Here is a 26,088-nt window from a genome sequence, read left to right as displayed (position 1 = left end):
CATGACACAGGACCTGCAGGAGATCATCGGGCGTGCCCAGCGCGGAGACCGGGACGCATTTTCGCGTCTGGTGGAGGATCACTATGCCCTCATATTCCGCTTTGCCTGCCGCTACTGCGGTGACAGGCAGGACGCAGAGGATGTCACGCAGCAGGCGTGCATAAAGCTGGCGCGATCCCTCGTGCAGTTCCGCTTTGAGTCAGCTTTTTCGACCTGGCTCTACCGTCTGGTGATCAACTGTGCCCGCGACTGGTTGAAATCACAACGCAGGCGTGAACCGGATGAACTGGACGACATTCCTGTATCCGGTAAACAGGAATCATCGGTATTGCTAGACCAGGTGATGATTCTGGTGGATACGATGGGCGAGGGCTTTCGCGAGAGTGTAGTGCTGGTGTTGGGTATGGGAATGACACATGCCGAAGCGGCAGCGATACTCGATGTGAAGGAATCGACGGTGTCCTGGCGTCTGCATGAAATTCGCAAGCGGCTGAGCGATCAGGTTCAGCCGGGAGTTGAACGATGAACGAACAAGAACTGGAGAAGCTGTTTGCCGGTGTCGACGCTGAGCCCGACGCCGGGGCCCAAAACCGTGCGCTCAATGCAGCATTGCAGGCTTTTGATGAGGAACAGTCCGCGCAGAAAAATGCCTCCGCCAGCCAAGGATTTGCCGCAGGGGATCGTCTTACTTCCGAACGTCCATCATTCGGGAGAAGAATCATGCAATTCATGTCATCCAACAACCCGGCCCAACGCTGGCTTTACTCTGGCATGGCCAGTGCCGCTGTATTCGTAGTGGGTGTGTATATAGCTCTGGAGCTACCGCAACAAAATGCGTATCAATTGCCTCCGGCAACAACGCCAGACTTCGGTGTGAGCGGAGGCACAGTATCGGAGAACCCCTTAATCGATCTCGATGCAAGCAGTGCCAGCTCCGGGCTGATTATCGCGGAAAAAGCTGCGAAGGCAGATGCCGTGCCGATACAGCCTCCTGCGCTGAACAATCCGGCTTATGTCAGTGCTGAAGTGGCTGCGCTTGACCCCGGACCTACACTGCGAGCTGAAACTGAGCAAAGATCGCGATCTGACATGTCGCAGAGCGACGTATCCGCAGCCGCCGCAGCTGCCGCAGCGGCGCAGGCGGCAGCCGCTCCAGCGTCGAAAGCCGAGTTGGACGCGTTGCGCAGTAGTAAGCAGCTGTCTGCCGGGAATGCCATCGCCTCTTTCGCAGCCCCGCAATCCTCAGCACTGGTTGTCGCTGAAGGCTTAGCACCACCCGGTTATGGGGAGACTGGTCGCGACCGTTTCGAAACGGTTGAAACCAACCCGGTCAAACGCACCAGTGTCGAACCGGTTTCCACCTTCTCCATCGATGTGGATACCGCGTCGTACAGCTTTGTGCGCCGACAACTCAATGGCGGTGTGCTGCCGCAGAAAGCGGCCGTGCGATTGGAGGAAATGGTGAATTACTTCCCCTATGACTACCCTCTGCCAGCGGATCGTAGCCAGCCCCTCAGCACGAATGTGACGGTAATCGATTCACCGTGGAAGGCCGGGAACAAGCTGGTGCATATCGGTATCCAGGGCTATGACATGTTGGAGACGCAGCCGCGCAGTAATTTGGTGTTTCTGCTCGATGTGTCCGGCTCCATGAACAGCCCCGGCAAGTTACCTTTGGTCAAGCAGTCCATGGGGCTCCTACTGAGCCGCCTGCAACCGGAGGATACCGTGTCTATTGTGGTCTACGCCGGTGCTGCGGGTACGGTATTGGAGCCGACACCGGTGCGGGACAAGCAAAAAATCCTCTCTGCGCTGAACCGTTTGCAGGCCGGTGGTTCAACTGCAGGTGCCCAGGGGATTCAGCTCGCCTACCAGTTGGCCGAATCGCAGTTCATTGAGGGTGGCGTCAACCGCATTATTCTGGCCACCGACGGCGATTTTAATGTCGGTATTCGCAACAGCGAGGCATTGAAAGGGTTCGTCGAGCGCAAGCGCGACTCGGGTGTGTTCCTGTCCGTGCTTGGCTTTGGAGCGGGTAACTATCACGATGCCTTAATGCAGGTGCTGGCACAGAACGGCAATGGCATTGCGGCCTACATCGATACGCTTGGAGAAGCGCAAAAGGTACTTGTCGATGAAGCGACATCGTCACTGTTTCCGATTGCCAGCGATGTGAAAATACAGGTGGAGTTCAACCCCGCTACCGTCAGCGAGTACCGCCTGCTGGGTTATGAAACACGCATGCTGGCAGAGGAAGATTTCAATAACGACACGGTAGATGCGGGTGATATTGGTGCCGGGCACAGCGTCACTGCCATTTACGAGATCACGCCTGTCGCTAGTGATAGTGGTGTCTTTTCTCCATCACGCTATGGTGAAGCGCCGGTGAGTGAGGATAAATCTGACGAGTACGGATACCTCAAGTTGCGGTACAAACTGCCCGGTGAGGACGCCTCACGCTTGATCAGCCAGCCCATTGTCGCAGGCAGTGAGTCGACACCTGATATGTTGCGCGAAGCGCGTTTCGCCGCGGCTGTTGCCGGTTTCGCCCAGTTACTTCAGGGCGGGAAGTACCTGGCAGACTGGGACTACAGCGATGCGAGGCAGTTGGCGCAGGCCAATCGCGGCGACGATCTGTACGGCTACCGCGCGGAATTTGTCCAACTGGTGCGCAAGGCGGAAGTTGCCGGCGCGATGTAAAGTACGCTCCGGGGCGCTTCAGTGGACACTGTGGTGCCCCTTATCTGCATCATTCCTCGTACACACTGCCACTGGGGGTAGCGCCCTAAGTGGTGGTACTCATCAAAAAGCCTGACAAGCCCGCATAGTTGGTAGCGATAGAGGGGTGAACTTCCTTCTTCACCTTGTCCAGTAGGCGCACATAGGCGCGGTAGAATTCCCAGCTGGGCGCCGGCTTGTAGTGCATATCCTCGACCTCCAGGTACGCAATAACGCGCTTGGCGGTGGTTGGTTTCACAAAGGCCTCTTTGCTCGGCGCATAGTAAAACGGTACAGCGGATATAATTGGCCACTTGGCGATTTTATGTTGCGTCATGATGCCGAGAATCTCTTCAAACCCGGCCTGCTTGTTGCGGCCGTGCAGGCGTTTCTCAACGGCGAAGGCCAGGTATTCCTTCTCCTGGCTGTTCAGCGCCCGGATAAAATCGCGAAACTTGGGTTTCTCGAACATCGAAACCATGGAGGAGCGGCTAATGATTCGAACCAGCGTCTCGGCGATATGTTCCGGCCTATTGAAATCTGCCTTTTTCAGGTTCGCCTGCGCAAACTCACTGAGCTTACCCACATTGTGTTTCTTCATGATGGGCGCGATTGCCGGGTCGGCAAACCCCTCTGGGTATCGGGCCAGGAATGCCGCTTCGGCCTCCTTCAGCTTTACGATATTCATGCGGTGATATATCTCACCAGCATTATTACGCCGGCAACAATGATCATAAAGTAGACAGCCGCAGCGATAAAAATGTGCAGACCGTTGGCGCGACGGAAGTCAATTACGCGCTGCTCGCGCTTGCGCACACCGAGGTGTCCGGCGAGGACAATCGACAGTGTTTCCTTGAAGGAGAGGGGTTTTGAGTGTTCGTCTGTATCCGGGTTGTTCAAGTGCCTGTCCGCTTGAAATTGTCACTGTGGTAGTGCTGCCCACAGCAACAAGGATACCACACCCCTCCAGCCACTTTACATATTCGATATTCCATATATACTAATTTCCGTATATAAATGATTGTCGCGGGTTTGGTTAAAATGAAAAAAAGGGTGCTGTTTCTTTGTACGGGCAACTCGGCGCGTTCGCAGATGGCAGAGGTGTTGCTCAGGCACCAGGCTGGTGACCAGTTCGAAGCGTTCAGTGCGGGAACCGCACCGGAGGCGGTGGATAAGCGTACCGTAACTATTTTGCAAAAAATGGGTCTACCGGCAGAGGATCTTCTGTCCAAGTCAGTGTCCGGGTATGAAGATGACAACTTCGATTTTGTGATCACCTTGTGCGACAAGGCCGGTCAGGAGTGTAAAAGCTTTCCCAACGCCGCAGAGATGATTGCCTGGAATTTCGAAGATCCCAAGACACGCCCGGGGCTGAGTCCATTCGAGACCACAGCTAAGGAGATTAACGAGCGGATCAAGATGTTTGTTCTCGTGCAGACGAAGTAGAGGGGGCGGATTATGGATCCGGTTCAGTTCTACAAGTGTCTGTCTGATGCGACGCGGCTCCGGTGCTTGATGTTGATCCAGCACGAGCAGGAGCTGTGTGTCTGTGAACTGACTGAAGCGTTGCAGGAAATCCAGCCGAAAATATCGCGCCACCTCGGCCAGTTACGTCAGAGTGAATTGTTGTTAGATCGACGCCAGGGGCAATGGATCTACTATCGCATTAACCCCGATCTTCCTGCGTGGGCGAAGCAGGTGTTGGGGGATACCCTGGAGGGTAATTCGGAATTTCTGGCGGAGAGTCTGCGACACCTGCAGTGCATGGGTGACAGACCTACCCGCAAGCAGGCCTGTTGCTAGTCCAGTGAGAGCTCTCGGCACTAAGCATTAACTGGATTGGCCTGAGTATCGCAGCATGATACCGGCGGGCCTGCGCATCATTCAATTTTGTGTCATTTCTATGGAGGCATTGCATGGAAGTAAAAGTCGGTGTCAACGGATTCGGTCGGATGGGACGTCTGACGATGCGCGCGGCTTGGGGTATGGAGGGCGTGAAGTTTGTGCAGCTAAACGACCCGTCAGGCGATGCCAGAACGTTCGCGCATTTGCTCAATCATGACTCTGTGCACGGCAGGTGGGAACAGGTCGCCGACAGCGATGGCAGCGCGATTCTGGTGTCGGGCCAGCGTATTGCCTGCACCGCGAATGAGCGTCTGGAGGATACTGACTGGTCAGCCTGTGATGTGGTTATTGAAGCGTCGGGTAAATTCAAAAAGAAAGCGGTGCTCGATGAATACCTGAAGCAGGGTGTGAAGCGGGTGGTTGTGACGGCACCGGTCAAGGAGGAGGGGGTACTGGATATCGTCATGGGGGTGAACCATGATCTCTACCAACCCGCGATCCATACGATTGTCAGTGCCGCCTCGTGCACAACCAACTGTCTGGCACCGGCGGTCAAGGTGATTCATGAAGGGTTGGGTATCAAGCACGGCTCGATGACTACCATCCACGATATTACCAACACCCAGACGATTCTGGATGCGCCGCACAAGGACCTGCGCAGGGCCAGGGCCTGCGGTATGAGCCTGATACCGACGACGACAGGGTCAGCAACAGCCATCACGCACATTTTTCCGGAGTTGCAAGGCAAGTTGAACGGCCACGCCATTCGCGTGCCGCTGGCCAATGCCTCGTTGACAGATGCTGTGTTCGAGGTTAGTCGTGACACTTCGGTGGACGAAGTCAACGGCTTGTTGAAAGCAGCGGCCGAGGGCAATCTCAAGGGTATTCTCGGTTATGAGGAGCAACCGCTGGTATCCATAGATTACAAAACGGATCCCCGCTCCAGCGTGGTAGACGCGTTGTCTACCATGGTGGTGAACGGTACACAGGTAAAACTCTATCTCTGGTATGACAATGAGTGGGGGTACGCCAACCGCACCGCCGAGATTATGCAGATGGTCGCTCGACAGGATCAGACCTAGGCGCTCGGCATGTTGTCCTCCCTGTCTGCGGATGTGCGCCAGTATCTGGTGATCACTTTTAACTACTGGGCGTTCACGTTGACTGATGGCGCCCTGCGGATGCTGGTTGTATTGCATTTCCACCAGTTGGGCTATAGTCCGCTGGAAGTCGCCATGCTGTTTCTGTTTTACGAAATATTTGGCGTGATCACAAATCTGGTTGGCGGGTGGCTGGGTGCGCATATAGGCCTCAATGCCACCATGAACGCGGGTCTTCTGCTACAAGTCGTTGCGCTCTCCATGCTTCTAGTGCCGCCTGAACTGCTCACTGTTGTCTGGGTGATGGCAGCGCAGGCGCTTTCCGGTATCGCTAAAGACCTGAACAAGATGAGTGCCAAGAGCGCGATCAAAACCCTGGTGCCCGGGCATGCGCAGGGCGTGCTCTTCAAGTGGGTGGCAATTTTGACCGGCTCCAAGAATGCGCTCAAGGGCGTGGGGTTCTTCCTCGGCGGCATGCTACTCACCGTGTGGGGCTTTCGGGAAGCGATCATGGCGATGGCCGTGGCGCTTGCACTGGTCTGGCTGTTTAGCATTACTCATCTGAAGGCCTCGCTTGGAAAATCGGCCAACAAGCCAAAATTCAGTCAGCTGTTCTCCAAAAGCCGAGCGGTGAACTACCTGTCGGCGGCCAGGTTGTTTCTGTTTGCTGCCCGCGATGTCTGGTTCGTGGTCGCGCTGCCCGTCTACCTCACATCCACGCTGGGCTGGGATCACTGGGCCGTGGGCGCATTCCTGGCGAGCTGGGTGATCGGTTACGGTATCTTTCAGTCGGCCGCGCCAACGTTTACCAGTGCCAGGGGAGGGCGTGTACCCGACGGCAACAGTGCGTTCAGGTGGGCGGCCGCCCTGTCGATTATACCGGCATGTATAGCCATTGCGCTGGCCAGCGGATTCGAGGCGCAGACCAGCCTGCTGTTGGGGCTGATGGTGTTTGGTCTGTTATTCGCGGTGAACTCGGCGCTGCACAGTTACCTGATCGTAAGCTATGCGCGCGAGGAGGGCGTCTCGCTGGACGTGGGCTTTTATTACATGGCCAACGCCATGGGACGGCTGTTGGGCACAGTGCTGTCGGGCTGGGTTTTCCAGACATGGGGGATGGCCAGTTGCCTGTGGATTTCCAGCGTATTTATAATCCTGTCTGCCGTTATCGCGCTGTCACTCCCCAGAGATGGCGCGGCGCAGGCCACCGATAACGCTTAGTGCTGTCTCGGCTGTTACCGGCCCGCACCGACTTCCACGGTCGGTTCAATTGGGCTGTAACGTGCCTTCTTTACTTGCCTTCGGCGTACCGCGACTGAATTGCTTTAACAGGCCCCAGCCCTGTTTTAGCCCCAGTACGCTGAGCGCGGCGGTAAAGCCGGCATACATGGCGCCCCCCACACCGCATGACATCACGTCCTGTCCTGTCAGGTAGAGTCCGGGAATCCGTGTTTTTGGGCGCAACCAGTCCTGCTCGAAGCGTTCGGGTACGTGGGTGAGGCCGTACATCTCCCCGCGGCCATAGGCACAAAAGTAGTCGGTCGACAGCGGCGTCGACAGTTCACAGTAGTCTATTTTCCCGCGCAGTTGCGGCAACTTGTCATAGAGGAATTCCAGTAGCCTGTCAGTCAATTGCTCCTTGAGAGCGTCGTAGTCAGCACCGCGTTTACCCCATGGCTTGTCCTTCCAGGTGGCAAAGGTCTCAAAAAATGCCGGGGCCACGATCTCAATCGTCGCAGTGCCAGGATAGCGACTTTCCCAACTGGGGTCCTTGGCCGAGGGAAATGAGATATACACTGCGGGGAATTCCGCAGCCAGATCCTCGCGGAAATCCGCCAGATTTTGTGAATGGTCAGTACTGGGGTAGATCCAGAAATTCGTTTTGGGTAATTGCAGTTGTGCGGCAGTTTCCTTGAGGCCGATATAGACACACAGGTGAGCCACAGAAGGTTCTACCTTCTGCAACTGGTGGGTGTAGCCGTATTTGCGACTGGTTTGTTCCGGCAGCAGCTTCTCAAAGGTATTGAACACGCCGGCATTGCTGATGACGATGGGGGCGAGAATCTCGGTCCCATCCTCCATCTGTACGCCGGTTGCGCGATTATTCTGGATCAGAATCTGTCTGACATTGGCATAGGTGAAGAGCTCGCCACCACTTTGCTGTATCACGGGAATAATAGTCTCTGCGATACGCGAGGCACCACCAATGGGGTAGTAGGCGCCGCGCAGGTAGTGGCTGGCAATCATGCCGTGGATCAGGAAGCTCGATTTTTCTGGCGGTACACCGCTGTCACCCCACTGCCCGGTTAGCACCGCGATCAGTGTTTCGTCGTCCGTCAGTTCCCGCAGTACCTCATAGGTGGGGCGGTTCACGTAACCGGGGAGCAAGGCCTTGCGGGCCAGTGCGGTCAGCTTGCCAGGAATGCCGGTGAACAGCTTCTCTATCGCCAGTGTCTGAACAGCCCGGCCCACGGCGTCCAGGCGCCGCATGTATTCGTCAATCGCATCGTGCTCATGCACAAAGCGCGCTTTCAATGTTTCCACGAATTTACGCCGGCCCGCTATCAAATCGAAGCGTTCGCCATCTATAAAAATGCGGTCGTAGTTGTCGTCCATGGGGGCCCACTGCAGTTCTCCGTCAGTGATGAAATCAAACATCTGGCGCATCGATGCCTTGGGGCTGCCCACATCGCCGATGTAGTGCACGCCCACGTCCCACTCATAGCCATTGCGATCGTAGGCATGGGTGAAGCCGCCTGCGGTGTAGTGCTGTTCCAGCACCAGCACTTTTTTACCCTGCTTCGAGAGGCAGGCCGCCGTGGTCATGCCGCCAATGCCGGAGCCGATGACAATGGCGTCGTATTGGCCGTCGAGACGGCTGGGGCGATAGCGTCGCCCGATGCGTAGCGTGCTTGGTGTCGTCATGAGAAGAGTACCTCTGGCTGCAATCTTTACACTGTTAAGTTGTAAGTGTAGTTGCCAAACTTTACGCTGTAAAGATTATGTGTGAAAATAATTGGGCTCAACAGGACAGGCAACGCATGCGTAAAAAGGCTTACCACCATGGGAATCTCCGCGAGGCATTGCTGCTATCCGCCAGAGAAACGCTTGCCAGCGAGGGTATTGAAGCGTTGAGTCTGCGAGCTGTGGCCAAGCGCACCGGTGTCAGCGCCACGGCGTTATACAGCCATTTCAAAGACAAGCAGGAACTGCTGGCGAGGCTGGCTGCGCGGGGCTTCGATGAACTGGCTGTCGAGATGGAGCGCGAACAGGCCCGTGCTGAGCGCGGCGAATCTACCGGCGGCCTGGTCGCTCTTGCTCGTGGCTATGTGCAGTTTGCCACCCACAATCCGGCGTTGTTTCAACTGATGTTCGGGCCGGCGCCCGGCGAAGTATTGGCGGAGCCCTATCTCCAGAAGGCTGGAGCGCGCGCCTACGGACTCCTCGAAGCTGATGTAGCCCGGCGGATGGAGTCCCTGGGCATGCCCGAGCAAACTCCGGTAGCGACCGCTGGTGCGTGGGCCCTGGTACATGGTCTGTCATCACTGCTCAATGATGGTCGGATCTCCGCGAGGAAATTGGGCCTGCCTGACGATGCGGCGCTCACTGAACAAGTGTGCGGTTTGCTGGATATTGGCTGATTAGCGCGCCCTTTTAGCCTTTTCCATATCAATCAGGGTTCAGTGTTTTGTCGCTGCGTAACCGATCCGCCAGCAGGTCGATAAATGCTCTTACTCTGGTTGAGGCACGTCGCCCCTCCCGATGCAGAATATGTACGGGGTAGGCCGGCGGCTGCTGCTGTTTCATCAAAACACGCAGCGCGCCGGCGTCGACGGCCTCGGCTACCTGATATGACAACAGTCTGGCGATACCAAACCCTGCCGTTGCGGCGCTAACTGCAGCGTCGTTTGATGTAACGGCTAATCTCGGCTGAATTTTCAACTGCTGCCTGCCGCTGGCATCCTCAAATTGCCAGTTGCTGCTGAATCCGCCTGCGGTTGAGGCGATTAGGGTGTGTGCATGCAGGTCTTGTAATATCTGCGGGGCTGGGTGTTGCTCGAGATAGTCGGGCGCCGCCACTAACACATGGTGCACAGTACCCACTCGTAACGCGCGCATGGAGGAGTCGGGCAACTCGCCAATACGCACCCCGACATCCAGTCCCTCCTCCAGCAGATTTACCGGGCGATCGAGGAACATCGCAGTTACTTCCATGGCCGGGTACTGGCGCAGATAATCAATAATGCCCGGCATCACGAACAGGCGACCTAACAGTACCGGCGCTGTCACTGCAAGATGGCCGCGAGGCTTGCCGTTGATGCCCACGACGGCGTCATCGGCGGCTTCCAGGCCCGCCAAAATATGCCGCGTATCTTCGAGATAGCGCCGGCCTGCTTCCGTCGTGCGTACGTACCGCGTGGTGCGATCCAGTAGCTTAACGCCGAGCGTGTCTTCCAGTGCGGCCACCGCACGGGTCACTGCCGGTGGAGAGAGTTGCAGGCGACGCGCAGCGGCGGCAAAGCTCTCTTCCTCGGCGACAGCGATGTAGACCCTCAATTGGTGAAAGCGATCCATCTATTATTCCATTTTAAGAAATAAATAATTCCAATAATAGATGATTCTTATCTATTTAGAAATTTGGGAAGGTAGTCGCATCTCAAGCTAATCAGACAAAGCAAGTCAGGAGGACTCCACATGGCCCATAAGTTTGCCCAGATTACCTTTACCCCAACCGTGCGCGCTATCCAGTCGGAGGAGGGCAGCCGCGCAGCTTATGCGCGGATGGATGAGGGTGAGGACCACCACAATCGGCTCAGCGCGCGTGAAGCCGCATTCATCGCCGCACGGGACAGTTTTTATATGGCCACCGTGAGCGAAACCGGATGGCCTTACGTTCAGCATCGCGGCGGGCCTGAGGGGTTCGTGAAGGTGCTGGATGAGTGCACGATCGGTTTCGCCGACTACGCCGGTAATCGCCAGTATGTCAGCACAGGGAACCTCAAGACCGATAATCGTGTGGCGCTTTTTTTTATGGACTACCCCAATCGCAAAAGGCTGAAAATGCTGGGCCGGGTGCGGACGGCGGGGCCGAATGAGTTCGAACAGCTGGCGCACCTGAGCGATGAAAATTACCCGGCAAAAATTGCACGTGGCTTTTTTATCGCGGTGGAAGGCTTTGACTGGAATTGTCCGCAACATATTACGCCGCGCTATACCAAGGCCGATATCGGGGAGCAACTGGCCGCTTTGCGCGCCGAAAATGCGCTCCTGAAGGCCCAGCTCTCAGGTGCTGAGCTGGGCCCGCCAGAAACGGCACCGCTGCCTTAGAGAGTGCGAATGAACACCTTTAGGACGCAATGGAGCCTGTGGCTGCGGAGCTCGCAGGCAAACTCTCCATAGATTCACACCAAAGCTTCGCAACAACAAACAACCAGTAAATCAATCGAGGAGATACAATTATGAAGAACATCAAACTTTACCGTCATGCGCTGTCCGGCCACGCCCATCGCGCGCAGCTGTTTTTGTCGCTGCTCGGCGTTGATGCTGAGATGGTCGATGTGGATCTGGCCGCAGGCGAGCACAAGCAGGCGAGTTTTCTGGAGAAAAACCGATTTGGGCAGGTGCCGGTGTTGCAGGACGGCGATACGGTGATAGCGGATTCCAACGCTATTCTGGTGTACCTGGCCAACCGTTACGATAAACAACAGACGTGGCTGCCTGCGGAACCGATAGCTGCTGCCGAAGTTCAGCGGTTTCTGTCGATAGCGGCCGGCCCCGTCGCCTTCGGGCCAGCCGCTGCGCGGCTGGTAAACGTTTTCGGCGCGACGCTGGATCAACAGCGTGCGATTGACGTTGCCAATAATGTGCTGGCAGTACTGGATGCGCACATGGCAGGGAGGGAATGGCTGGTGGGGAGTCATCCAACCATTGCCGACGTGGCCAACTATGCCTATATCGCGCATGCGCCTGAAGGTGATGTATCGCTACAGCCCTACCCGAACATACGCGCATGGCTGGGTCGTATTCAAGCACTTCCCGGATTCGTGCCGATGCAGAGTACGGCGGCAGGCCTCGCGGCTTGAAGCACGCTCGATTGGCCACCGCATGCACGCGGTGGTCATCAACGACTTGCGGGGCCAGCTGTTCAACAGGCTGAATCGCGTATGACTTGCACTTGAATACCTATAGACCATAATGAGGGCCTTGCAAATAACAATAAAGGTAGCTTCATGTCTATGAAAATTTGGTATAGCTGTGTTCTCGCTTCGACCCTGATGCTCGGTGCCTGTAGCGATTCCAATAATAGCCAGAGCGATCAAACAGACCTACCGCTACCGATACCTGATGATGTTTTCTCCGCTGAAGTCCGTCGCACGGAGTACGGCATACCCCACGTTACTGCACAGGACTGGAAAGGGCTGGGATATGGCTATGGCTACGCGTATGCGCAGGACAATTATTGCGTGACGATGCGCCTGATTGTCGAAAGCAGTGGCCGTTCCGCCGAGTTGATGGGCGAGGACGAAGGCAATGTTAACGACGATCTTCTGTGGCGCTTTATCAACGGTGACAAAGAGACGTTTGAAAGGGACCTGGTGAGTCAACTACCGCAGTTTGCTCAGGACGTGGCTGAGGGTTTTACCCGTGGCATGAATCGCTATCTGGAGGAGACCGGCGTGGAAAATCTCCCTGAAGGTGAATGGGGGTGCCGCAACGCCGCGTGGGTCTACGCATTTGACAGTGTCGATTACTGGATGTTCCTGCGCAGGGTGTCTCTCAGGGGGAGTTCCGACCAGGGTATTTTCAAGCGCGCACTGTTGTCAGTTGAGGGGCCAACACCCGCATTGGCCGCAGTGATGCCGTCGGTGCAGGTATTGGAAGACGCGGCGGTGTCGCTCGCCGCGGCCACCGAGGAGATGCGGGATGTGGGCAGTAACGCATTGGCGCTGGGTCGCGATGCCACCAGTACTGGCACTGGCATTCTGCTGGGTAATCCCCACCAGCCCTGGTTTGGTGACGGCGCCTGGTACCAGGTGCACCTGACAATCCCCGGTGTCTATGATGCAGCCGGTGCGGCACTTCACGGCACGCCCATAGTCGGTATCGGTTTCAACAAGGACGTGGCGTGGACCCATACCGTGTCCTACGCCAATCGTTTCAGCCTCTATGAGCTTAAATTGAATCCGGAAAACCCGTTGCAGTACGATTATGACGGGCAGTGGCGCGACATCGAACAGACAGATGTCGAAGTGCTGGCGAAGCAGCAAGACGGTTCCATGGAGACGCGCAGTTACACTTTTTATACCTCCCATTACGGTCCCATATTGAACCTGAAAAACGAGGAGCCGCTGCTGGATGGCTGGCCCATGTTCAATGGCTCCATCCTCGCGTTCCGGGACGCCAACCTGGATACCGGGCCACGCTTTGTGCAGCAGTGGGCAGACAAGGCGACGGCGACGAATATGCAGGAATATGTCGACGCACTCAAGTTGATTGGTAACCCGGTGTTTCACGACCTGGCCGCAGACCGGCACGGCGATGCTTTCTATGGTGAAGTCTCCGCGATTCCCTTTATCACACAGGCGCAATTGGATACCTGTATCAATGGCATTGTCGGCCCGCTGCTGGCGGATCTGACGACTAACGTTATCGTATCGCTTGATGGCTCTGACCCGGCCTGCGAATGGGGAACAGATCCGGACGCTCCCGCCGATACCAACTTGTACAGCAGTGGCCAACTGCCGCAGTTGTGGACGACGGATTATGTGGGTAACAGCAACAACAGCTATTGGCTGTCGGATGCAAATAATCCGCTGGAAGGTTACCCCACTGTGATGGGGCCGCTGGGCTATGAGGGCACGCAGCAGTTCCTGCGCACACGCATCGGACACATTATGGTGGCCGAGCGCCAGACAAGTATGGACCCACTGTTCGATGTGGAGAAAGTGAAGGACCTGATGTATAGCAACCGCGTCTATGGTGCAGAAGTCGTGCTTGACGATGTGCTCGATGTTTGTGCCCTGCCGGCTGCCAGCGGTGTGACGGACGCCTGTGCGGCACTGGCGGGATGGGACAGGAAGGTCGATCTGGACAGCCGTGGGGCTCAGGTGTTCATCGAGTTCTGGAAGGCGATTCGCAGTGAGCTGGAAAACCCCTTTCAGAATATCGTTGAGAGCGATGAATTCTGGCGCATCGACTTTGATGCTGAGGACCCATTGAATACGCCCGCAGGTATCGATCTGTCTATAGCGGCGAACCATACCCGTGTTATTGAGGCTCTAGAGACCGCCCGCAACAAGCTGATGTCGGCTGGCGTCGCGCTGGATGCGTCGTGGGGAGACGTCCAGTTCCTGGAACGCAATGGCGAAAATGTGCCCATCCACGGCGGCTATGGTCCGGCGGGAATCTACGGCGCAATCAGCGTCGGCCTGTCTGAGGGTGGATACAAAAATCCGGGCTCCGGCAATTCCTATATTCAGGTGGTGACCTGGGATGATTCCGAGTGTCCCATCGCTGATGTGATCCAGGTGCCGTCACAGTCCACCGATCCCACCTCGGCCCACTTTGCCGATCAGACCAAACTCTATTCGAATAAGGAATGGATACGCTGGCCGTTCTGTGAGGAGGATATTGTCGCCAACCAGATCGGAGAGACCTTGCTGCTCGAAGAGTAGCAGTCTGTTGTCTGAGGTGGCGGGTGTACAGCTTGCAAAGCGCGGTTTGAAGGTTGGCGTACAGCGGTCGTTGATGCAGTGAGGACTCTGCTTCCGCGACTGCTTCTCAGCCTGGTTCTGGCAATCGATGCCTCTGCTCTTGGAGCACTTTTACTCAATTGGCTTTATCCGGTGGTGGATCAAGGACTGGCAGGGGGTGCCATCGTCCTGTTCAGGGGCGTCGCAGTGGGTATTGGGGCAGCAATACTGATGTTTCTGCTCCACCCTCTGTTACCTGCAAACCTGGCGCGCTGGCTGCTTTACTTGTGGGGCGTGCCTGCATTGATGTTGCTGCTTCTGCTGGGCTTCTCTGTAAGCCAGAGTCAGCGGGAACAATCTGCCTACATCGATGAGTTAATGGCGCGCATGCCTTCATTTAAAGTGTATCTGGCGAACAGCGAGCAGCAGAGCGCTTCAACCTTTGTTGATATTGAGTTTGATTCTGTTCAAGGTAGATTCGAGGTACTGTACCCGAATAATCACAGCTGCATCGGTTTGCTGCCTGAGAGAGCAGAACAGAAGCTGCAACTGCTAAAGGTCCTGCGCGCACTGGAGGTTCTATTTGCGGAGCAGCCGGCTCCCTGCCCGTTGCAAGACGGACGCTGGCTGTACAGCCTGAACTTCGAAATTCACGATTATAAGCCGCCGCATACACAGTACTCTGTGCTTCTGGATCAAGCCTGTCTGGATCGGTTTCCAGCCATGGCCGAAGCTGTCGCTGTGATCCGTCAAGCACACAGTGACCTTCGATATAGTGAGGACTGTCAGTGAAGTCATGTGTATGGATGTGCGTTGCGATACTGTCAGGCATCGTGAGTCCGCTTGTTCAGTCCCAGGCGTTTCATACCAGCCCGGAGTGCTGGGCCGCACCGCGGGTGTATCACAGCCCCCCGCCGCCAGAGTTGCAAAGCCGCGTGCACTTACTAAGTGCACCTGCTGATGTCGTTCCACAGGACAATGCAGTGACGGCCCCAAACTCACGCTTTCGCTACTGGGTGCGCGAAGTGTCGCCGGATGGCACTGGCGGTGCCGGCCTCGTGATTGACCGCGGTCTCCCCGAGAATACTGTCATGTTGTTTGAGGGGGTATCACAATCGCCCGCGCCGCAGTGGATCAGTGATGCGTTGCTGTTTATCCGTATCCCCTGGGGGCGGGTGGTTTCCTCCGACATGGTGTTTGATGCCGACAGCGGGCAGGTGATTTATCACGAGGCGGCCATCGATGGCTTTAATGCCTGGCAGCAATATCGAGAAGCCTGTTTTGCTCGCTGCCCCTGTGCCGAGCCGACCCAGGCACAGGCGCTGTCGTTTCCGGACTCTTACCCGGCCAGTACTGAAATTGTCGGCCTGCTGGCGATGCCGGGTGTGTTCCAGAGTCGCGAAGCAGGTGAGATGCAGGCCCTTGATAATCCTTTGCCTGCGGTGGTGCATTCGGCGCCGTCTACCCGCTCACGTGTTTTGCTGCAGACTATCCGTCCAGGCGATCTTGAGTCTCGGGAATACGCGTATGAGAGCGGTGCTGCCGTCGTTTATGAACGTCTCGACGGGTGGTTCAGAGTGAAGCTCGCAGAGGGAGGGCCCTACGGCTGGATTGCGGCAGACGACAATAGTCTACGTTTTCACGCAGTGTCCAAGCTGCTGCAGAACCGACTAAATTATCTTACCGCACACTGGGATGGCCTACTGTGGGAAAGTGCTCCGCAGGCGGTCGATAAAAACGGTCTGGCCAGACCTTCCATGCGTCATGGCTTCGAACAACTCGACGAATACCCGGCTACGGTCACCGACGTGAAGGACACTGAAAAAGGACTCTGGCTGAAAGTGCAGATTCCACGTGTCGACCCGTGCTCACCTGACGGTGACGACAGCACACATGGCATGGATAACGTGTTGGAGGAAGGCTGGGTTCCGGCGTTCACCAGTAGCGGAAAGCTCACCGCCTGGTTTTACTCGAGGGGCTGTTAATGGTTGATTTAGCGAGCAGCAGCGAGGTTCTCACAGGTATTCGGCGAATAGTGTCTGCGCTCGCAATGATTTTTGCAATCCCGTTAGCGGCTGCCCTGGAGCCTGCGGGAGTCGTTGATCAAACCTGTCCGCTCGGCGCCACCAGCGAAGTACAACTGCGCCAATCTATCGGATTTTCTAACGTGGTGCGTATGGATCGCCCACTGCCGGGTGCACTGTCACCCAACGGTGCCTATCAGTTCTGGTTGATGTCTCCCGCCCTGGAGCAGGAAGTACACTCAGTGAGCACAATCGATATCGATTCCGAGCGCAGCGAGTTGCAGCGCATCAGTATTCCCGGCGTCAGCGGGACCATTGACGTACGCTGGGTTAATGAGAAATTGCTCTTTGCCGAATGGCGCTGGCCGCAAGGCATTTCAGCCCGGTTATTGCATGACGTAGAAAGCGGTGCGGTTCTGTCGCTGAGATTTACTTGCGATCAGTAGCGCAGTAGCAGAACAGGCCAGTCTCTGTTCCGTTGTTGGATTGCCAGTCGCTGCTGGTTTCGCACCTATTACAGGAACCAGGAGCCGCCATCCACCATATGTGTTTGCCCCGTGACGAGGCTGCTGGCATCCGATGCAAGATAGATAACCGTACCGGTCAGGTCGGCCGGGTCCAGGTTACGCTGTATGATCTGGCCCTGCGAGATAACGGACTTGGCTTTTTCAAATTTCTCACCAAAGAAATCCTGCGTGCCTTCGGTCATCACCGCTGACGGAGCGATGGCGTTGACCCTGATAAGGTCTTTGCCCAACTCGCGCGCCATGCCGCGCGTCATGCCGATGACAGCCGCCTTGGAGGCGACATAATCCAGACCGTAAGGTAAGCCATATACCGCAGCGAGTGACGAGACATTGATGATTGATCCGCCGCCGGCTTCACGCATTGGCTTCACAACCGCTTTGCAGCACTGCCACACGCCTTTGATATTGACGTTCATCACCGCGTCCCACTGCGTTTCGTCCAGATCTTCAAAGCGGGCGCCTTTGAGCGTGGCGTATAACGCTGCGTTATTGACCAGGATGTCGATCCTGCCGAACGCGGAGACAGCCGCATCCGCCATTGCGCGACAACTCTCCATGTCGGTGATATCGGTGACAACAGACTCAATACGCCCGCCAGCCGCTTTTACCTCAGCGACGGTTTCACTACAGTCACTGATATCGCACGCCAGAATGGATGCGCCTTCTGCAGCCATTGCGACGGCGTAGGCTCGACCCAGTCCACGTGCTGCACCGGTTATTACCGCGATTTTCGATTCCAACTGCATGGGCACCTTCCAGAGATATCAGCTTGTGAATTGGCAGGTAGCTTGGCATAGTCTCACGGGCCCAGCAAGCAGACAGACAAGCAGCCGAGAAAGCCCAGCATGAGCGACAACGCCAACCTTTTCGCACACTACCAACAGAAGTTTCCCGCAGATTCAGGCACCTTGTTGCTTATCGCGCAAGGACGACGTGTGACATATGCCGATGCTGAACAAGCGTCTGCCCGTATCGCCAACACTTTGCTGCGGGCAGGAGCGGTGGCTGGTGACAGAGTCACGGTGCAGGTGGAAAAGTCTGTCGAGAACCTGTTCCTCTATCTGGCCTGTCTGCGTGCCGGTCTGGTTTATCATCCGTTGAACACGGCTTACACGGCGGCAGAGCTCGCCTATTTTTTGGATAATGCGCAACCGAGCATTGTGATTTGTTCGGGTGAGGCGGTGGAGACTATCGAGTCCGTGCTACCCGAGACAGGTGTAAAAGCGGTGCTGACTCTGGACACCGATGGCAGTGGTACTCTGATGGCGCAAGCCGCGAGGGCGAGCGCCGAGGCCAAGGTCGCTCAATGTAGCGGCGCAGATATGGCAGCGTTGCTGTATTCATCGGGTACAACCGGGCGGCCAAAAGGCATCATGTTGAGCCACGATAACCTGCGCAGCAATGCCGAAACACTGGTTGATCTATGGGGGTTCTCCGCCTCTGACAGGTTGCTGCATATGCTGCCGATCTACCATGTGCACGGTTTGTTTGTCGCAGTGAACTGTGTGCTGATGAGCGGTGCGAGCATGTCCTGGCACAGCCGTTTCAATGACAGGGAAGCCATTGCTGCGATGCTCGATTGCACGGTGATGATGGGCGTCCCTACTTACTACACACGCCTGCTGGGTAATCCGGATTTTGGCCCCGAATGCTGTGCCAATATGCGCTTGTTTATATCAGGTTCTGCGCCGCTGTTGGCAGAGACCTTTGCGGAGTTCCAGACGCGCACCGGGCATACCATTCTCGAGCGGTACGGCATGTCCGAGACAGGGATGAATACATCCAACCCACTGCACGGTGAACGCCGCGCCGGTACTGTTGGGCCTGCGCTGCCTGATGTGACGGTGCGTATTGTCGACGATGAGGGCACACCATTGGCCGCAGGCGAGATTGGCAACTTGCAGGTGAAGGGCCCCAATGTTTTTGCTGGCTACTGGCATATGCCGGAAAAAACGGCTGAGGACTTTACCGCCGATGGCTTCTTTAATACGGGCGATAAGGCGGTGATTGATGAAGACGGATATATCGCCATCGTCGGGCGCGCCAAGGATATGGTGATCTGTGGTGGCCTCAATGTGTATCCCAAGGAAATTGAGCTGGTGATCGATGACATGCCCGGGGTAGGAGAGTCGGCGATTATTGGCGTTCCCCACGCTGACTTTGGTGAGGCGGTGGTCGCTGTGATTGTCGCCGACAGTACCTCATCTGCGCCGGCTGTTCCCAGTGCTGACGCGGTGATCGCGCACTGCAAGACGCAACTGGCCAACTTCAAGGTGCCTAAACGCGTCGAGATCGTGGACGCTTTACCGCGCAATGCGATGGGTAAGGTCCAGAAAAACGTGCTGCGTGAACAGTTCAGCAGCGTTGACTAACAGTGCGCGATCAGTTGGTTGAGCGCTGTGCATGTAGCGTCAGCTGTATCTTCTCCATCTGCTCTTTGCTGAACCTGAACTTGTAGGCATAGCGCAGGGCGATCAGCAGGGTCAGTATGCCCATCGAAAGCGAGGCCCACATCAGGCCGATCAATGCGGGTTCAGCCACTTCGCCGGGAAGGTCCTTGTTGGTCATCCCGACCACATCCAGAACGATACCGCCGTAGAGTGGACCGACCAGGCTGGCTATCTTGACGACGAAGGTCATTACCGCGAAGAAGCCGCCTTCCTTGCGTTCGCCGGCGTCAATTTCATGCTGGTCGGTGATGTCCGCCACCAGCGACATCGCATTGATCGCCCGCAAGAAAAAGAAAAACATGAACACCGTGCTGCTGAGCAACACCAGTGGCAACAGTAGGGGGCTGCCGTTGGCAGGCAGCATATCTGCGAGCTTGAGCGGCAGCAGCCACAGGGAGTTGAACAACATCCCCCAGACGGCCAGACGCAGCAGTTGCGGTTTCTGCCATCGTGCACTGAGCGGTTTGAGCATCACGCCGGCCAGCACGATTGCCAGCAGTCCGGGAACCGCCAGAATCAGGGCGACCTCATCCGAGGAGAACTCGAAAACATATGTCGCCACGAGAATGTTGAGGGTCGTATAACAGCCCCATCCGATAGCCGAGGCCACTTCAAAGCCGAGCATCGTGCGGAACATCCGGTTGCGCAGTGTCTGGCGTATGTCATCGAAAAAATCGCGCAGACGTGGCAGGGTGTAGCGCTCGCCCGTCAGGTCCGGCAGGCTGGTGTGATGGCGTGTTCCCATTATACTGACAATGCTTAGGACGATCACAATGCCCGCAGATAGCAGGCCGTACACAGGGTAATTGCCCGGTACAAAACGCCCGTCCAAGTCTCCCGTAGCATCAAAGATCATGGTCAGCGCGAGCGCCGGTAACAGCAGGCCGACGAGGAACATCGAACCTAGCCGCATCGCCATCAACTGGCTGCGTCCGTGGTAATCGCTGGTCAGCTCCGCGCTCAAGGCAAGGTGCGGAATGGTAAAACCGGTAATAAAGGTGCGTACCCACAGCGACCAGAACAGCAACCAGCAGGCGAGCAATGTCGGTGAATCGACTACCTTGTCCGGCGGTGCGAAAAGTCCAATAAATCCGATCGCAATCGGCAGCGTGCTATACACCATGAAGGGGTGTCGCCGGCCATAACGACTGCGCAACCGGTCCGACCAGCTTCCTATCAATGGGTCCGAGATGCCGTCCCAGATCAGGCTGATCGCCATTATAGCGCCTGTGACCGTCCCGGAAAGGCCCAGCACCTGGGTATAAAACAGGAGGATAAAGATCGCGTAGGCAGCTTCCTTGACGGCGTAAACACCGCCACCAATACCATAGAAAATCTTCGTTGAAGTGTGGGTGTTGCTGTGGATTGTTGTCACCTTATTGTCGCGGCCATTCACGGCAGCCCCCTCTTTAGGGAGTGCCGACTGGCATTTATCCGCATGAAGATACCCTGACTGGCGCCAACAGGGTACTTAAATCGATTTTAGGCACTCCAAAGCAGCCGGGAATTATTTGACATAACATATGCCGATATATAAAGTCTCTGCACTAATTTTAGGTCGCAGAACACGCTCAGGGAGCCAGAACTATGAAAACCAGATTGACAGAATTGTTGGGTATTGAAACGCCGATCGTGTGCGGTGGCATGATGCGGGTGGGTACTGCCGAGCTGGCAGCCGCTGCGTCCAATGCGGGCGCACTGGGCGTGATGACTGCGTTGACCCAGCCAACACTGGAGGGGTTGCGCGCAGAGATTGAAAAATGTCGTTCACTCACCGATAAGCCTTTCGCTGTAAACCTGACGGTGGGTGTTGTCACGACGGAGATCAACTACGACGATATTCTGGATGTGATTATCGATAGCGGCGTAAAGATTGTAGAAACCGCCGGGCGCAGCCCGGAGCCGTTTATGGAGCGTTTCAAGGCCAACGGGGTGAAGGTTATCCACAAATGTGTCGCGGTCCGACACGCGCTGAAAGCCGAACGTATCGGTGTTGATGTTGTCAGTATCGACGGGTTCGAATGTGCCGGTCATCCGGGTGAGCAGGACGTGGGCGGCCTCGTGCTGTTCCCTGCCGCAGCGCAGGCGCTAAAAATTCCGGTACTGGCCTCAGGCGGGATCGCCGATGGTCGCGGCCTCGCTGCCGCGCTGGCGCTTGGGTGTGAGGGCATCAATATGGGTTCGCGCTTCATGGTCACCAAGGAAGCGCCGATACATGAAGGTATCAAGCAGAAAATTGTCGAGATGGATGAGAACCAGACGCGTCTAATTTTCCGGACCTACAAAAACACGGCGCGGGTTTACCGCAACAGTGTGGCCGATAAAGTGGCTGAAATAGAGGCGGAAGGCGGCGACTTCGGTATGGTGCACCATCTCGTATCCGGCGCGAATCAGGAAAAAGCCTGGACGACCGGTGATATCGAGGCGGGTATGGTTACCGTGGGTATGTGCGGCGGTTTGATTAACGATATACCCAGCTGTGAAGATCTGGTGAAAACGATTGTTGCCGATGCCCGTTCTATCATCAACGAGCGCCTGGCGGGAATAGCCGGTACAGCCTGATCGTTTTGATAACTCTGTAGCTCACGAACTATCACCAGAGGTGCACCGTGAAGAAATTCCTTATTGCTTCGCTGCTGGTGATAGTTGCTTTCGGGGCTGTCGCCTGGTTAAACCGCATCGACCTGATGCTGGCGCTGGTCAAGTTCCAGTCTGAGCGGGAATTTGTTGTCGCGCCGAATCGCCAGATACCCTGGGAGCAGGGGCCTGCCACCCGTCAACCGGGTGTGCAGCAGCCGCCCAATATTATTCTTATATTGGCAGATGATCTGGGCTACAACGATCTCTCCACATTTGGCGGAGGCGTAGCCGACGGCCGCGTGCAAACGCCCAATATCGATCAGCTCGCCGCCACCGGTGCCGTGTTCACGCAGTCCTATGCCGGCAATGCCACCTGCGCGCCTTCCCGGGCGATGATTATGACCGGGCGCTACCCCACGCGTACAGGTTTCGAATTCACGCCCACGCCCTCCGGCATGGGGCCTATGGTCGGTGCTGTGAGTGACAGCATAGACAATGGTTTGCCGCCGGGGTTGTTCAATGAAGCGGGCGCCGCTGCGGCTCCGCCCTATGAGCAGCAGGGCCTTCCCAGCGCCGAGGTAACGGTTGCCGAGGTGCTGCGCGAAAAGGGTTACTACACCGCGCATATCGGTAAATGGCATCTGGGCCGCAGTGAGGGTTTTGCGCCGATAGACCAGGGTTTCGATGACAGCCTGCTGATGGCAAGTGGCCTCTATCTGCCTGAGGATGATCCCGACGTGGTGAATGCGAAGCTGGATTTCGACCCAATCGACAGGTTCCTCTGGGCCCGGATGGATTATGCCGCCTCGTTCAATAATCGCGGTGAGGAGCGGTTTGAGCCCGGTGGTTATCTCACCGATTACTGGACCGACGAGGCCATTGCGGTGATTCGGGCCAACCGCAATCGCCCGTTTTTCCTCTATCTCGCCCACTGGGGTACGCATACACCGCTACAGGCAACCCGCGAGGACTATGAGGCCGTGGGTGATATACAGCCCCATCACCTGCGGGTGTATGCGGCCATGGTACGCGCGCTGGATCGCAGCGTGGGTCGCATTAATCAGGTGCTGGAAGAAGAGGGCTTGGCCGATAACACGCTGGTGATATTTTCCAGCGACAACGGTGGCCCGGGTTATATCGGTCTGCCCGATATTAACGCGCCGTTTCGGGGTTGGAAGCTGAGCAACTTCGAGGGCGGCCTGCGGGTGCCTCTGTTTATGAAATGGCCGCAAGTCATTGCGCCTCAAACCTTGATAGATACCCCCGTCGCTCATATCGATCTGATGCCGACTATAGCCGCCGCTGCCGGGACTGAGCCGCCACAGAGTGTGGCAATTGATGGCCGTGATTTACTCCCGCTGGCTACCGGGGGGAGTGCGCAGCGTTGGGAGCGGGAGACATTGTTCTGGCAGAGCGGTTACTACCGCGCGGTGCGCCACGGTGACTGGAAGCTGCAGGTCTCGGAAAATCCGGCCAAGGCCTGGCTGTACAATCTGGCGGAAGATCCCACAGAGCAGCGCAATCTGGCTGAGTCACGCACGGATAAGCGCGATGAATTAGGCGCCCTGCTGGATGCGCATCGCGCATCGGGCCGCAAACCCTTGTATCCCTATATTGTAGAGATGCCGGTCGCGATCGATAAGACACTGGCCGAGCATTTTGAGCCGGGCGACGAATACATTTACTGGCCGAACTGAGCGTCCAAACATGCCAGCCCGGGAAAGCCTGTTCCGGCTTAAGCGCGTTCGTTGTGGTTGTCAGAGAAAGGTATAGCGCACGGTAACACCCCATGTGCGCGGTGCCTCCAGATACTCTCCAGCAGTTCCTGAATACGCGACGGGTGCCAGCGACAGGTTCGAGTATGCCTCGTCGGTCGCGTTCTTCACCCAGAGCGCGGCATCCCAGTTATCGTTGCGCCATCCCAGGCGCACGTTTAGCATTGTTTTGTTCTGCTCTGCGCTGGAGGGCTGATAGGTTGGGCTGGTGTAGTGATCGCCCATAAAACTGTAATCGCTGCGCAGATACGTGACACCACTGGCGAGGGGTAGCAAAAGGGTCGCAGAAATATTGCCACTCCAGTCAGGGGCGTAGGGCACATCGAAGTTCAGCTCATCCAACTCTCCGTCGGTGTATTCTGCATCCAGATACTGCAAGCCACCGCTCAGCATCAGAAAATCCCAGGGTGCGGCGGAAATACTCAGGTCGATTCCGGTGCTGGTGGCGGCTGCGGCGTTGCTGACAAACGTGCCGACGCCGGTGGGTTGTTGCGCGAGGAACTGCAGGTCGTCAAACTCAGTGTAGAAGGCGGTGGCATTCAATTGCAGCTGGTTATCGAACAGCTCGGACTTGATCCCGAGTTCATAGTTAGTGGTGTCTTCATCGTCAAATTCGCGCTGTGCACCCTCGCCGGCAACGCCATTGAAGCCGCCCGATTTACTGCCGGTGGAGACAGAACCGAACAACATAATCTCCTCAGTAACGAACCAGGTGAGGTTGGCCAGCCAGGTAAAACCGTCATTGTCGCGGTGAAAATCTTCATCAACGGCTTCGAAGGCGCGCTGCACCAGCGCTCCATCCGTGGCAAAAGCGGGCGCGCTGGAATACGGTTCGGTGTAGAGGTCGGCATCCTTGTTTTCCGAGGTGTAACGCAGCCCCAGTGTCCCAGCCCATGCCTCGGTGATGTTGTACGTGGATTGGCCAAACGCAGCGATGGTTTCTGTCTCCCACTTGCTGTCAAAGAACACCGTGTCGCCAGGTTGCACAATGCTGCCGAACACTGGTCCCAGGCCGGTTTGGGCACCGCCGACGGCAATGACATCGTCGCCAATCTCAACCGTACCTTGTCCGGTGCCACCGCGGGTCAACTTCTGGTAGGCATAAAACAACCCCGCCATGTATTGCAACGGCCCATCGGCGTCGCTACTCAGTCGCAACTCCTGCGACCATAGCTCCCCTGTGTATTTGTCATCGACAATTCCCAGAACCGCCAGCTGTGAGCGGTCTGCATCGGTCGATGTTTTATAGTCGTAGTCATTCCAGGCGGTCAGGGATGTGAGGGTTGCGCTGTCCAGTTCGTAGTCCAGTTTGAGATTGATGGCATCGGACTGCAGATTGAAGTTGGAGTTGATGTCCTGATTGTTCTTGTAGTCGAAGGCATCGTTTTTCGGAACCGGCAGGCCCTGGGCAACCAGTTGATCTGTAATCGCAGCAGTTTGCGTGGCGTCGGCTCCGCAACAATTTGTGTCGCGGTCCACATGGCTGGCGGTGAGTTGAATGCTCAGCTCATCAGTTGGCAACCAGAGCAGCTTGCCACGAGCGTTCCAGTCTTTCACGCCATTGAGATCGTCACCAGTATCGCTCTCCAGCCAGCCATCCGTTTCGTGCCAGCTGCCAGAGAGCAGATACCCGAGTGAGTCGTTGATCGGGCCACTGACCGAGCCGATATATTTTTGCAGGGAGTAATCGCCGAGGCTGGCCTCGACAAAGCCCTCAGTCTCATCGAGGTTGGGCGATTTTGTAATCACACTGACCACGCCGGCATTGCTGTTTTTTCCGTACAGCGTGCCCTGCGGCCCCTGTAGAACCTCTATGCGCTCGATATCAGTGAGGTCGGACATTCCCAGCCCCGACTGGCCCATGTACACGCCATCGACGATGAAGGCTACCGAGGCTTCCAGTGACGGATCATTCTGCGAAGTGCCAAAACCGCGAATGCGAAGAGCGGTGGCAAATGGGCTAAGGTTTGAGCTTACCGTCAATGCGGGAACCAGTGCGGCAACATCTCCGATATCGGAGACTCCCGCTTCCTGAATGGTGGCCTCAGACAGCGCGTTCACTGACACCGGTATATCCTGCAAGCTCTCTGCGCGCTTGGTGGCGGTAACGATGACTTCCTCTAGCGCGGCGGCCTGGATGCAGGTACTGGTGCTTGAGAGGATGGTCGCCATTGCGGTGGATCTTATTATTCGCATTCCGGCTTCTCCTGCTTACTAGAGCGTCGTTATTGTTTTTGCCCTAATTATAATGACATACTATATGCCATAAAGAAATGGCATATAGTATGTAAATATGAAAAGGTGGTTCGTACAAGGCCGATAGTTGTTGTCTACCACCCGAGTGTGGTCATTCATCTGCCATGGCGAGAACAGCCT

The 26,088-nt window shown here is 56.4% G+C and carries 23 protein-coding genes; 16 read left to right on the top strand and 7 right to left on the bottom strand.

All coding sequences use genetic code 11. The features are described from left to right. Position 1 precedes the first annotated feature (1 nt). Both AC0L6S_RS10260 and AC0L6S_RS10255 read left to right on the top strand, forming a co-directional pair. Entirely contained in the window at positions 2–526 is a 525-nt protein-coding gene (locus AC0L6S_RS10260) for an RNA polymerase sigma factor (RefSeq protein WP_473428391.1), read from the top strand. Next, positions 523–2,700 (top strand): vWA domain-containing protein, encoded by a 2,178-nt coding sequence (locus AC0L6S_RS10255; RefSeq protein WP_473428390.1) that lies wholly within the window; start codon positions 523–525, stop codon positions 2,698–2,700. Before AC0L6S_RS10260 ends, AC0L6S_RS10255 begins: the two co-directional genes overlap by 4 nt. Before the next feature lie 85 nt (positions 2,701–2,785). On the opposite strand, the gene AC0L6S_RS10250 is transcribed toward AC0L6S_RS10255, so the two are convergent. Next, positions 2,786–3,406 carry a hypothetical protein gene (locus AC0L6S_RS10250; RefSeq protein ID WP_473428389.1) on the bottom strand — a complete coding sequence of 207 codons (621 nt, stop codon included), beginning with the start codon at positions 3,404–3,406 and terminating at the stop codon, positions 2,786–2,788. Further along, the gene (locus AC0L6S_RS10245; RefSeq protein WP_473428388.1) at positions 3,403–3,618 is read right to left on the bottom strand and encodes a DUF2970 domain-containing protein; all 216 of its coding nucleotides are present in this window, start codon (positions 3,616–3,618) and stop codon (positions 3,403–3,405) included. The genes AC0L6S_RS10250 and AC0L6S_RS10245 overlap by 4 nt, the downstream gene beginning before the upstream one ends. A 141-nt stretch (positions 3,619–3,759) precedes the next feature. Between AC0L6S_RS10245 and AC0L6S_RS10240 the strand changes: the two genes are divergently transcribed. From AC0L6S_RS10240 to arsJ, 4 genes are all read left to right on the top strand, one after another. Continuing rightward, entirely contained in the window at positions 3,760–4,164 is a 405-nt protein-coding gene (locus AC0L6S_RS10240; RefSeq protein WP_473428387.1) for an arsenate reductase ArsC, read from the top strand. A 12-nt stretch (positions 4,165–4,176) separates the two neighbouring features. Continuing rightward, a complete protein-coding gene (locus AC0L6S_RS10235; RefSeq protein ID WP_473428386.1) occupies positions 4,177–4,521 on the top strand; it encodes a metalloregulator ArsR/SmtB family transcription factor in 345 nt (114 codons plus the stop codon). A 113-nt stretch (positions 4,522–4,634) separates the two neighbouring features. Next, the gene (locus AC0L6S_RS10230; RefSeq protein ID WP_473428385.1) at positions 4,635–5,645 is read left to right on the top strand and encodes an ArsJ-associated glyceraldehyde-3-phosphate dehydrogenase; all 1,011 of its coding nucleotides are present in this window, start codon (positions 4,635–4,637) and stop codon (positions 5,643–5,645) included. Between the two features lie 9 nt (positions 5,646–5,654). Beyond that, on the top strand, positions 5,655–6,884 hold the full coding sequence (arsJ, locus tag AC0L6S_RS10225) for an organoarsenical effux MFS transporter ArsJ (RefSeq protein ID WP_473428384.1): 1,230 nt from the start codon (positions 5,655–5,657) through the stop codon (positions 6,882–6,884). Between the two features lie 45 nt (positions 6,885–6,929). Here arsJ and AC0L6S_RS10220 read toward each other — a convergent pair whose 3' ends face one another. Continuing rightward, positions 6,930–8,588: a phytoene desaturase family protein gene (locus AC0L6S_RS10220; RefSeq protein WP_473428383.1), complete on the bottom strand. Its 1,659-nt coding sequence runs from the start codon at positions 8,586–8,588 to the stop codon at positions 6,930–6,932. A 116-nt stretch (positions 8,589–8,704) separates the two neighbouring features. Between AC0L6S_RS10220 and AC0L6S_RS10215 the strand changes: the two genes are divergently transcribed. Next, a complete protein-coding gene (locus AC0L6S_RS10215) occupies positions 8,705–9,304 on the top strand; it encodes a TetR/AcrR family transcriptional regulator (RefSeq protein ID WP_473428382.1) in 600 nt (199 codons plus the stop codon). Positions 9,305–9,332: 28 nt separating this feature from the next. On the opposite strand, the gene AC0L6S_RS10210 is transcribed toward AC0L6S_RS10215, so the two are convergent. Then, positions 9,333–10,238, bottom strand: a complete 906-nt coding sequence (locus AC0L6S_RS10210) for a LysR family transcriptional regulator (protein ID WP_473428381.1) — start codon at positions 10,236–10,238, stop codon at positions 9,333–9,335. 120 nt (positions 10,239–10,358) lie between these two features. Between AC0L6S_RS10210 and AC0L6S_RS10205 the strand changes: the two genes are divergently transcribed. The 6 genes from AC0L6S_RS10205 (at position 10,359) to AC0L6S_RS10180 (ending at position 16,826) form a co-directional block, all read left to right on the top strand. Then, complete coding sequence (locus AC0L6S_RS10205; RefSeq protein WP_473428380.1) at positions 10,359–10,991, top strand: pyridoxamine 5'-phosphate oxidase family protein; 633 nt, start codon at positions 10,359–10,361, stop codon at positions 10,989–10,991. A 131-nt stretch (positions 10,992–11,122) separates the two neighbouring features. Next, a complete protein-coding gene (locus AC0L6S_RS10200) occupies positions 11,123–11,746 on the top strand; it encodes a glutathione S-transferase family protein (RefSeq protein WP_473428379.1) in 624 nt (207 codons plus the stop codon). Between the two features lie 147 nt (positions 11,747–11,893). Then, positions 11,894–14,338 (top strand): penicillin acylase family protein, encoded by a 2,445-nt coding sequence (locus AC0L6S_RS10195; protein WP_473428378.1) that lies wholly within the window; start codon positions 11,894–11,896, stop codon positions 14,336–14,338. Between the two features lie 78 nt (positions 14,339–14,416). Next, the gene (locus AC0L6S_RS10190) at positions 14,417–15,148 is read left to right on the top strand and encodes a hypothetical protein (RefSeq protein ID WP_473428377.1); all 732 of its coding nucleotides are present in this window, start codon (positions 14,417–14,419) and stop codon (positions 15,146–15,148) included. A gap of 191 nt (positions 15,149–15,339) precedes the next feature. Next, positions 15,340–16,341, top strand: a complete 1,002-nt coding sequence (locus tag AC0L6S_RS10185) for an SH3 domain-containing protein (protein WP_473428376.1) — start codon at positions 15,340–15,342, stop codon at positions 16,339–16,341. Then, positions 16,341–16,826 (top strand): hypothetical protein, encoded by a 486-nt coding sequence (locus tag AC0L6S_RS10180; RefSeq protein ID WP_473428375.1) that lies wholly within the window; start codon positions 16,341–16,343, stop codon positions 16,824–16,826. The genes AC0L6S_RS10185 and AC0L6S_RS10180 overlap by 1 nt, the downstream gene beginning before the upstream one ends. A gap of 68 nt (positions 16,827–16,894) precedes the next feature. Here AC0L6S_RS10180 and AC0L6S_RS10175 read toward each other — a convergent pair whose 3' ends face one another. After that, positions 16,895–17,653, bottom strand: coding sequence for an SDR family NAD(P)-dependent oxidoreductase (locus AC0L6S_RS10175; RefSeq protein ID WP_473428374.1), 759 nt, complete (start codon positions 17,651–17,653; stop codon positions 16,895–16,897). Between the two features lie 99 nt (positions 17,654–17,752). Here AC0L6S_RS10175 and AC0L6S_RS10170 point away from each other — a divergent pair, with 99 nt between their 5' ends. Continuing rightward, the gene (locus AC0L6S_RS10170; protein WP_473428373.1) at positions 17,753–19,279 is read left to right on the top strand and encodes a malonate--CoA ligase; all 1,527 of its coding nucleotides are present in this window, start codon (positions 17,753–17,755) and stop codon (positions 19,277–19,279) included. A 10-nt stretch (positions 19,280–19,289) separates the two neighbouring features. Here the strand turns inward: AC0L6S_RS10170 and AC0L6S_RS10165 are convergent, their stop codons facing one another. Beyond that, entirely contained in the window at positions 19,290–20,753 is a 1,464-nt protein-coding gene (locus tag AC0L6S_RS10165) for an MFS transporter (RefSeq protein WP_473428372.1), read from the bottom strand. A gap of 191 nt (positions 20,754–20,944) precedes the next feature. On the opposite strand from AC0L6S_RS10165, the gene AC0L6S_RS10160 reads away from it, so the two are divergent. Then, positions 20,945–21,919 (top strand): NAD(P)H-dependent flavin oxidoreductase, encoded by a 975-nt coding sequence (locus AC0L6S_RS10160; protein WP_473428371.1) that lies wholly within the window; start codon positions 20,945–20,947, stop codon positions 21,917–21,919. Between the two features lie 47 nt (positions 21,920–21,966). Further along, positions 21,967–23,634 (top strand): sulfatase, encoded by a 1,668-nt coding sequence (locus AC0L6S_RS10155; RefSeq protein ID WP_473428370.1) that lies wholly within the window; start codon positions 21,967–21,969, stop codon positions 23,632–23,634. Positions 23,635–23,694: 60 nt separating this feature from the next. Here the strand turns inward: AC0L6S_RS10155 and AC0L6S_RS10150 are convergent, their stop codons facing one another. Next, positions 23,695–25,908: a TonB-dependent receptor gene (locus tag AC0L6S_RS10150; RefSeq protein WP_473428369.1), complete on the bottom strand. Its 2,214-nt coding sequence runs from the start codon at positions 25,906–25,908 to the stop codon at positions 23,695–23,697. Positions 25,909–26,088: the final 180 nt, after the last annotated feature.

The organism is Halioglobus sp. D3-4 (assembly GCF_055809315.1).
The sequence above is the reverse complement of the archived record's forward strand: the minus strand, read 5'-3'. Positions and strand labels throughout refer to the sequence as shown.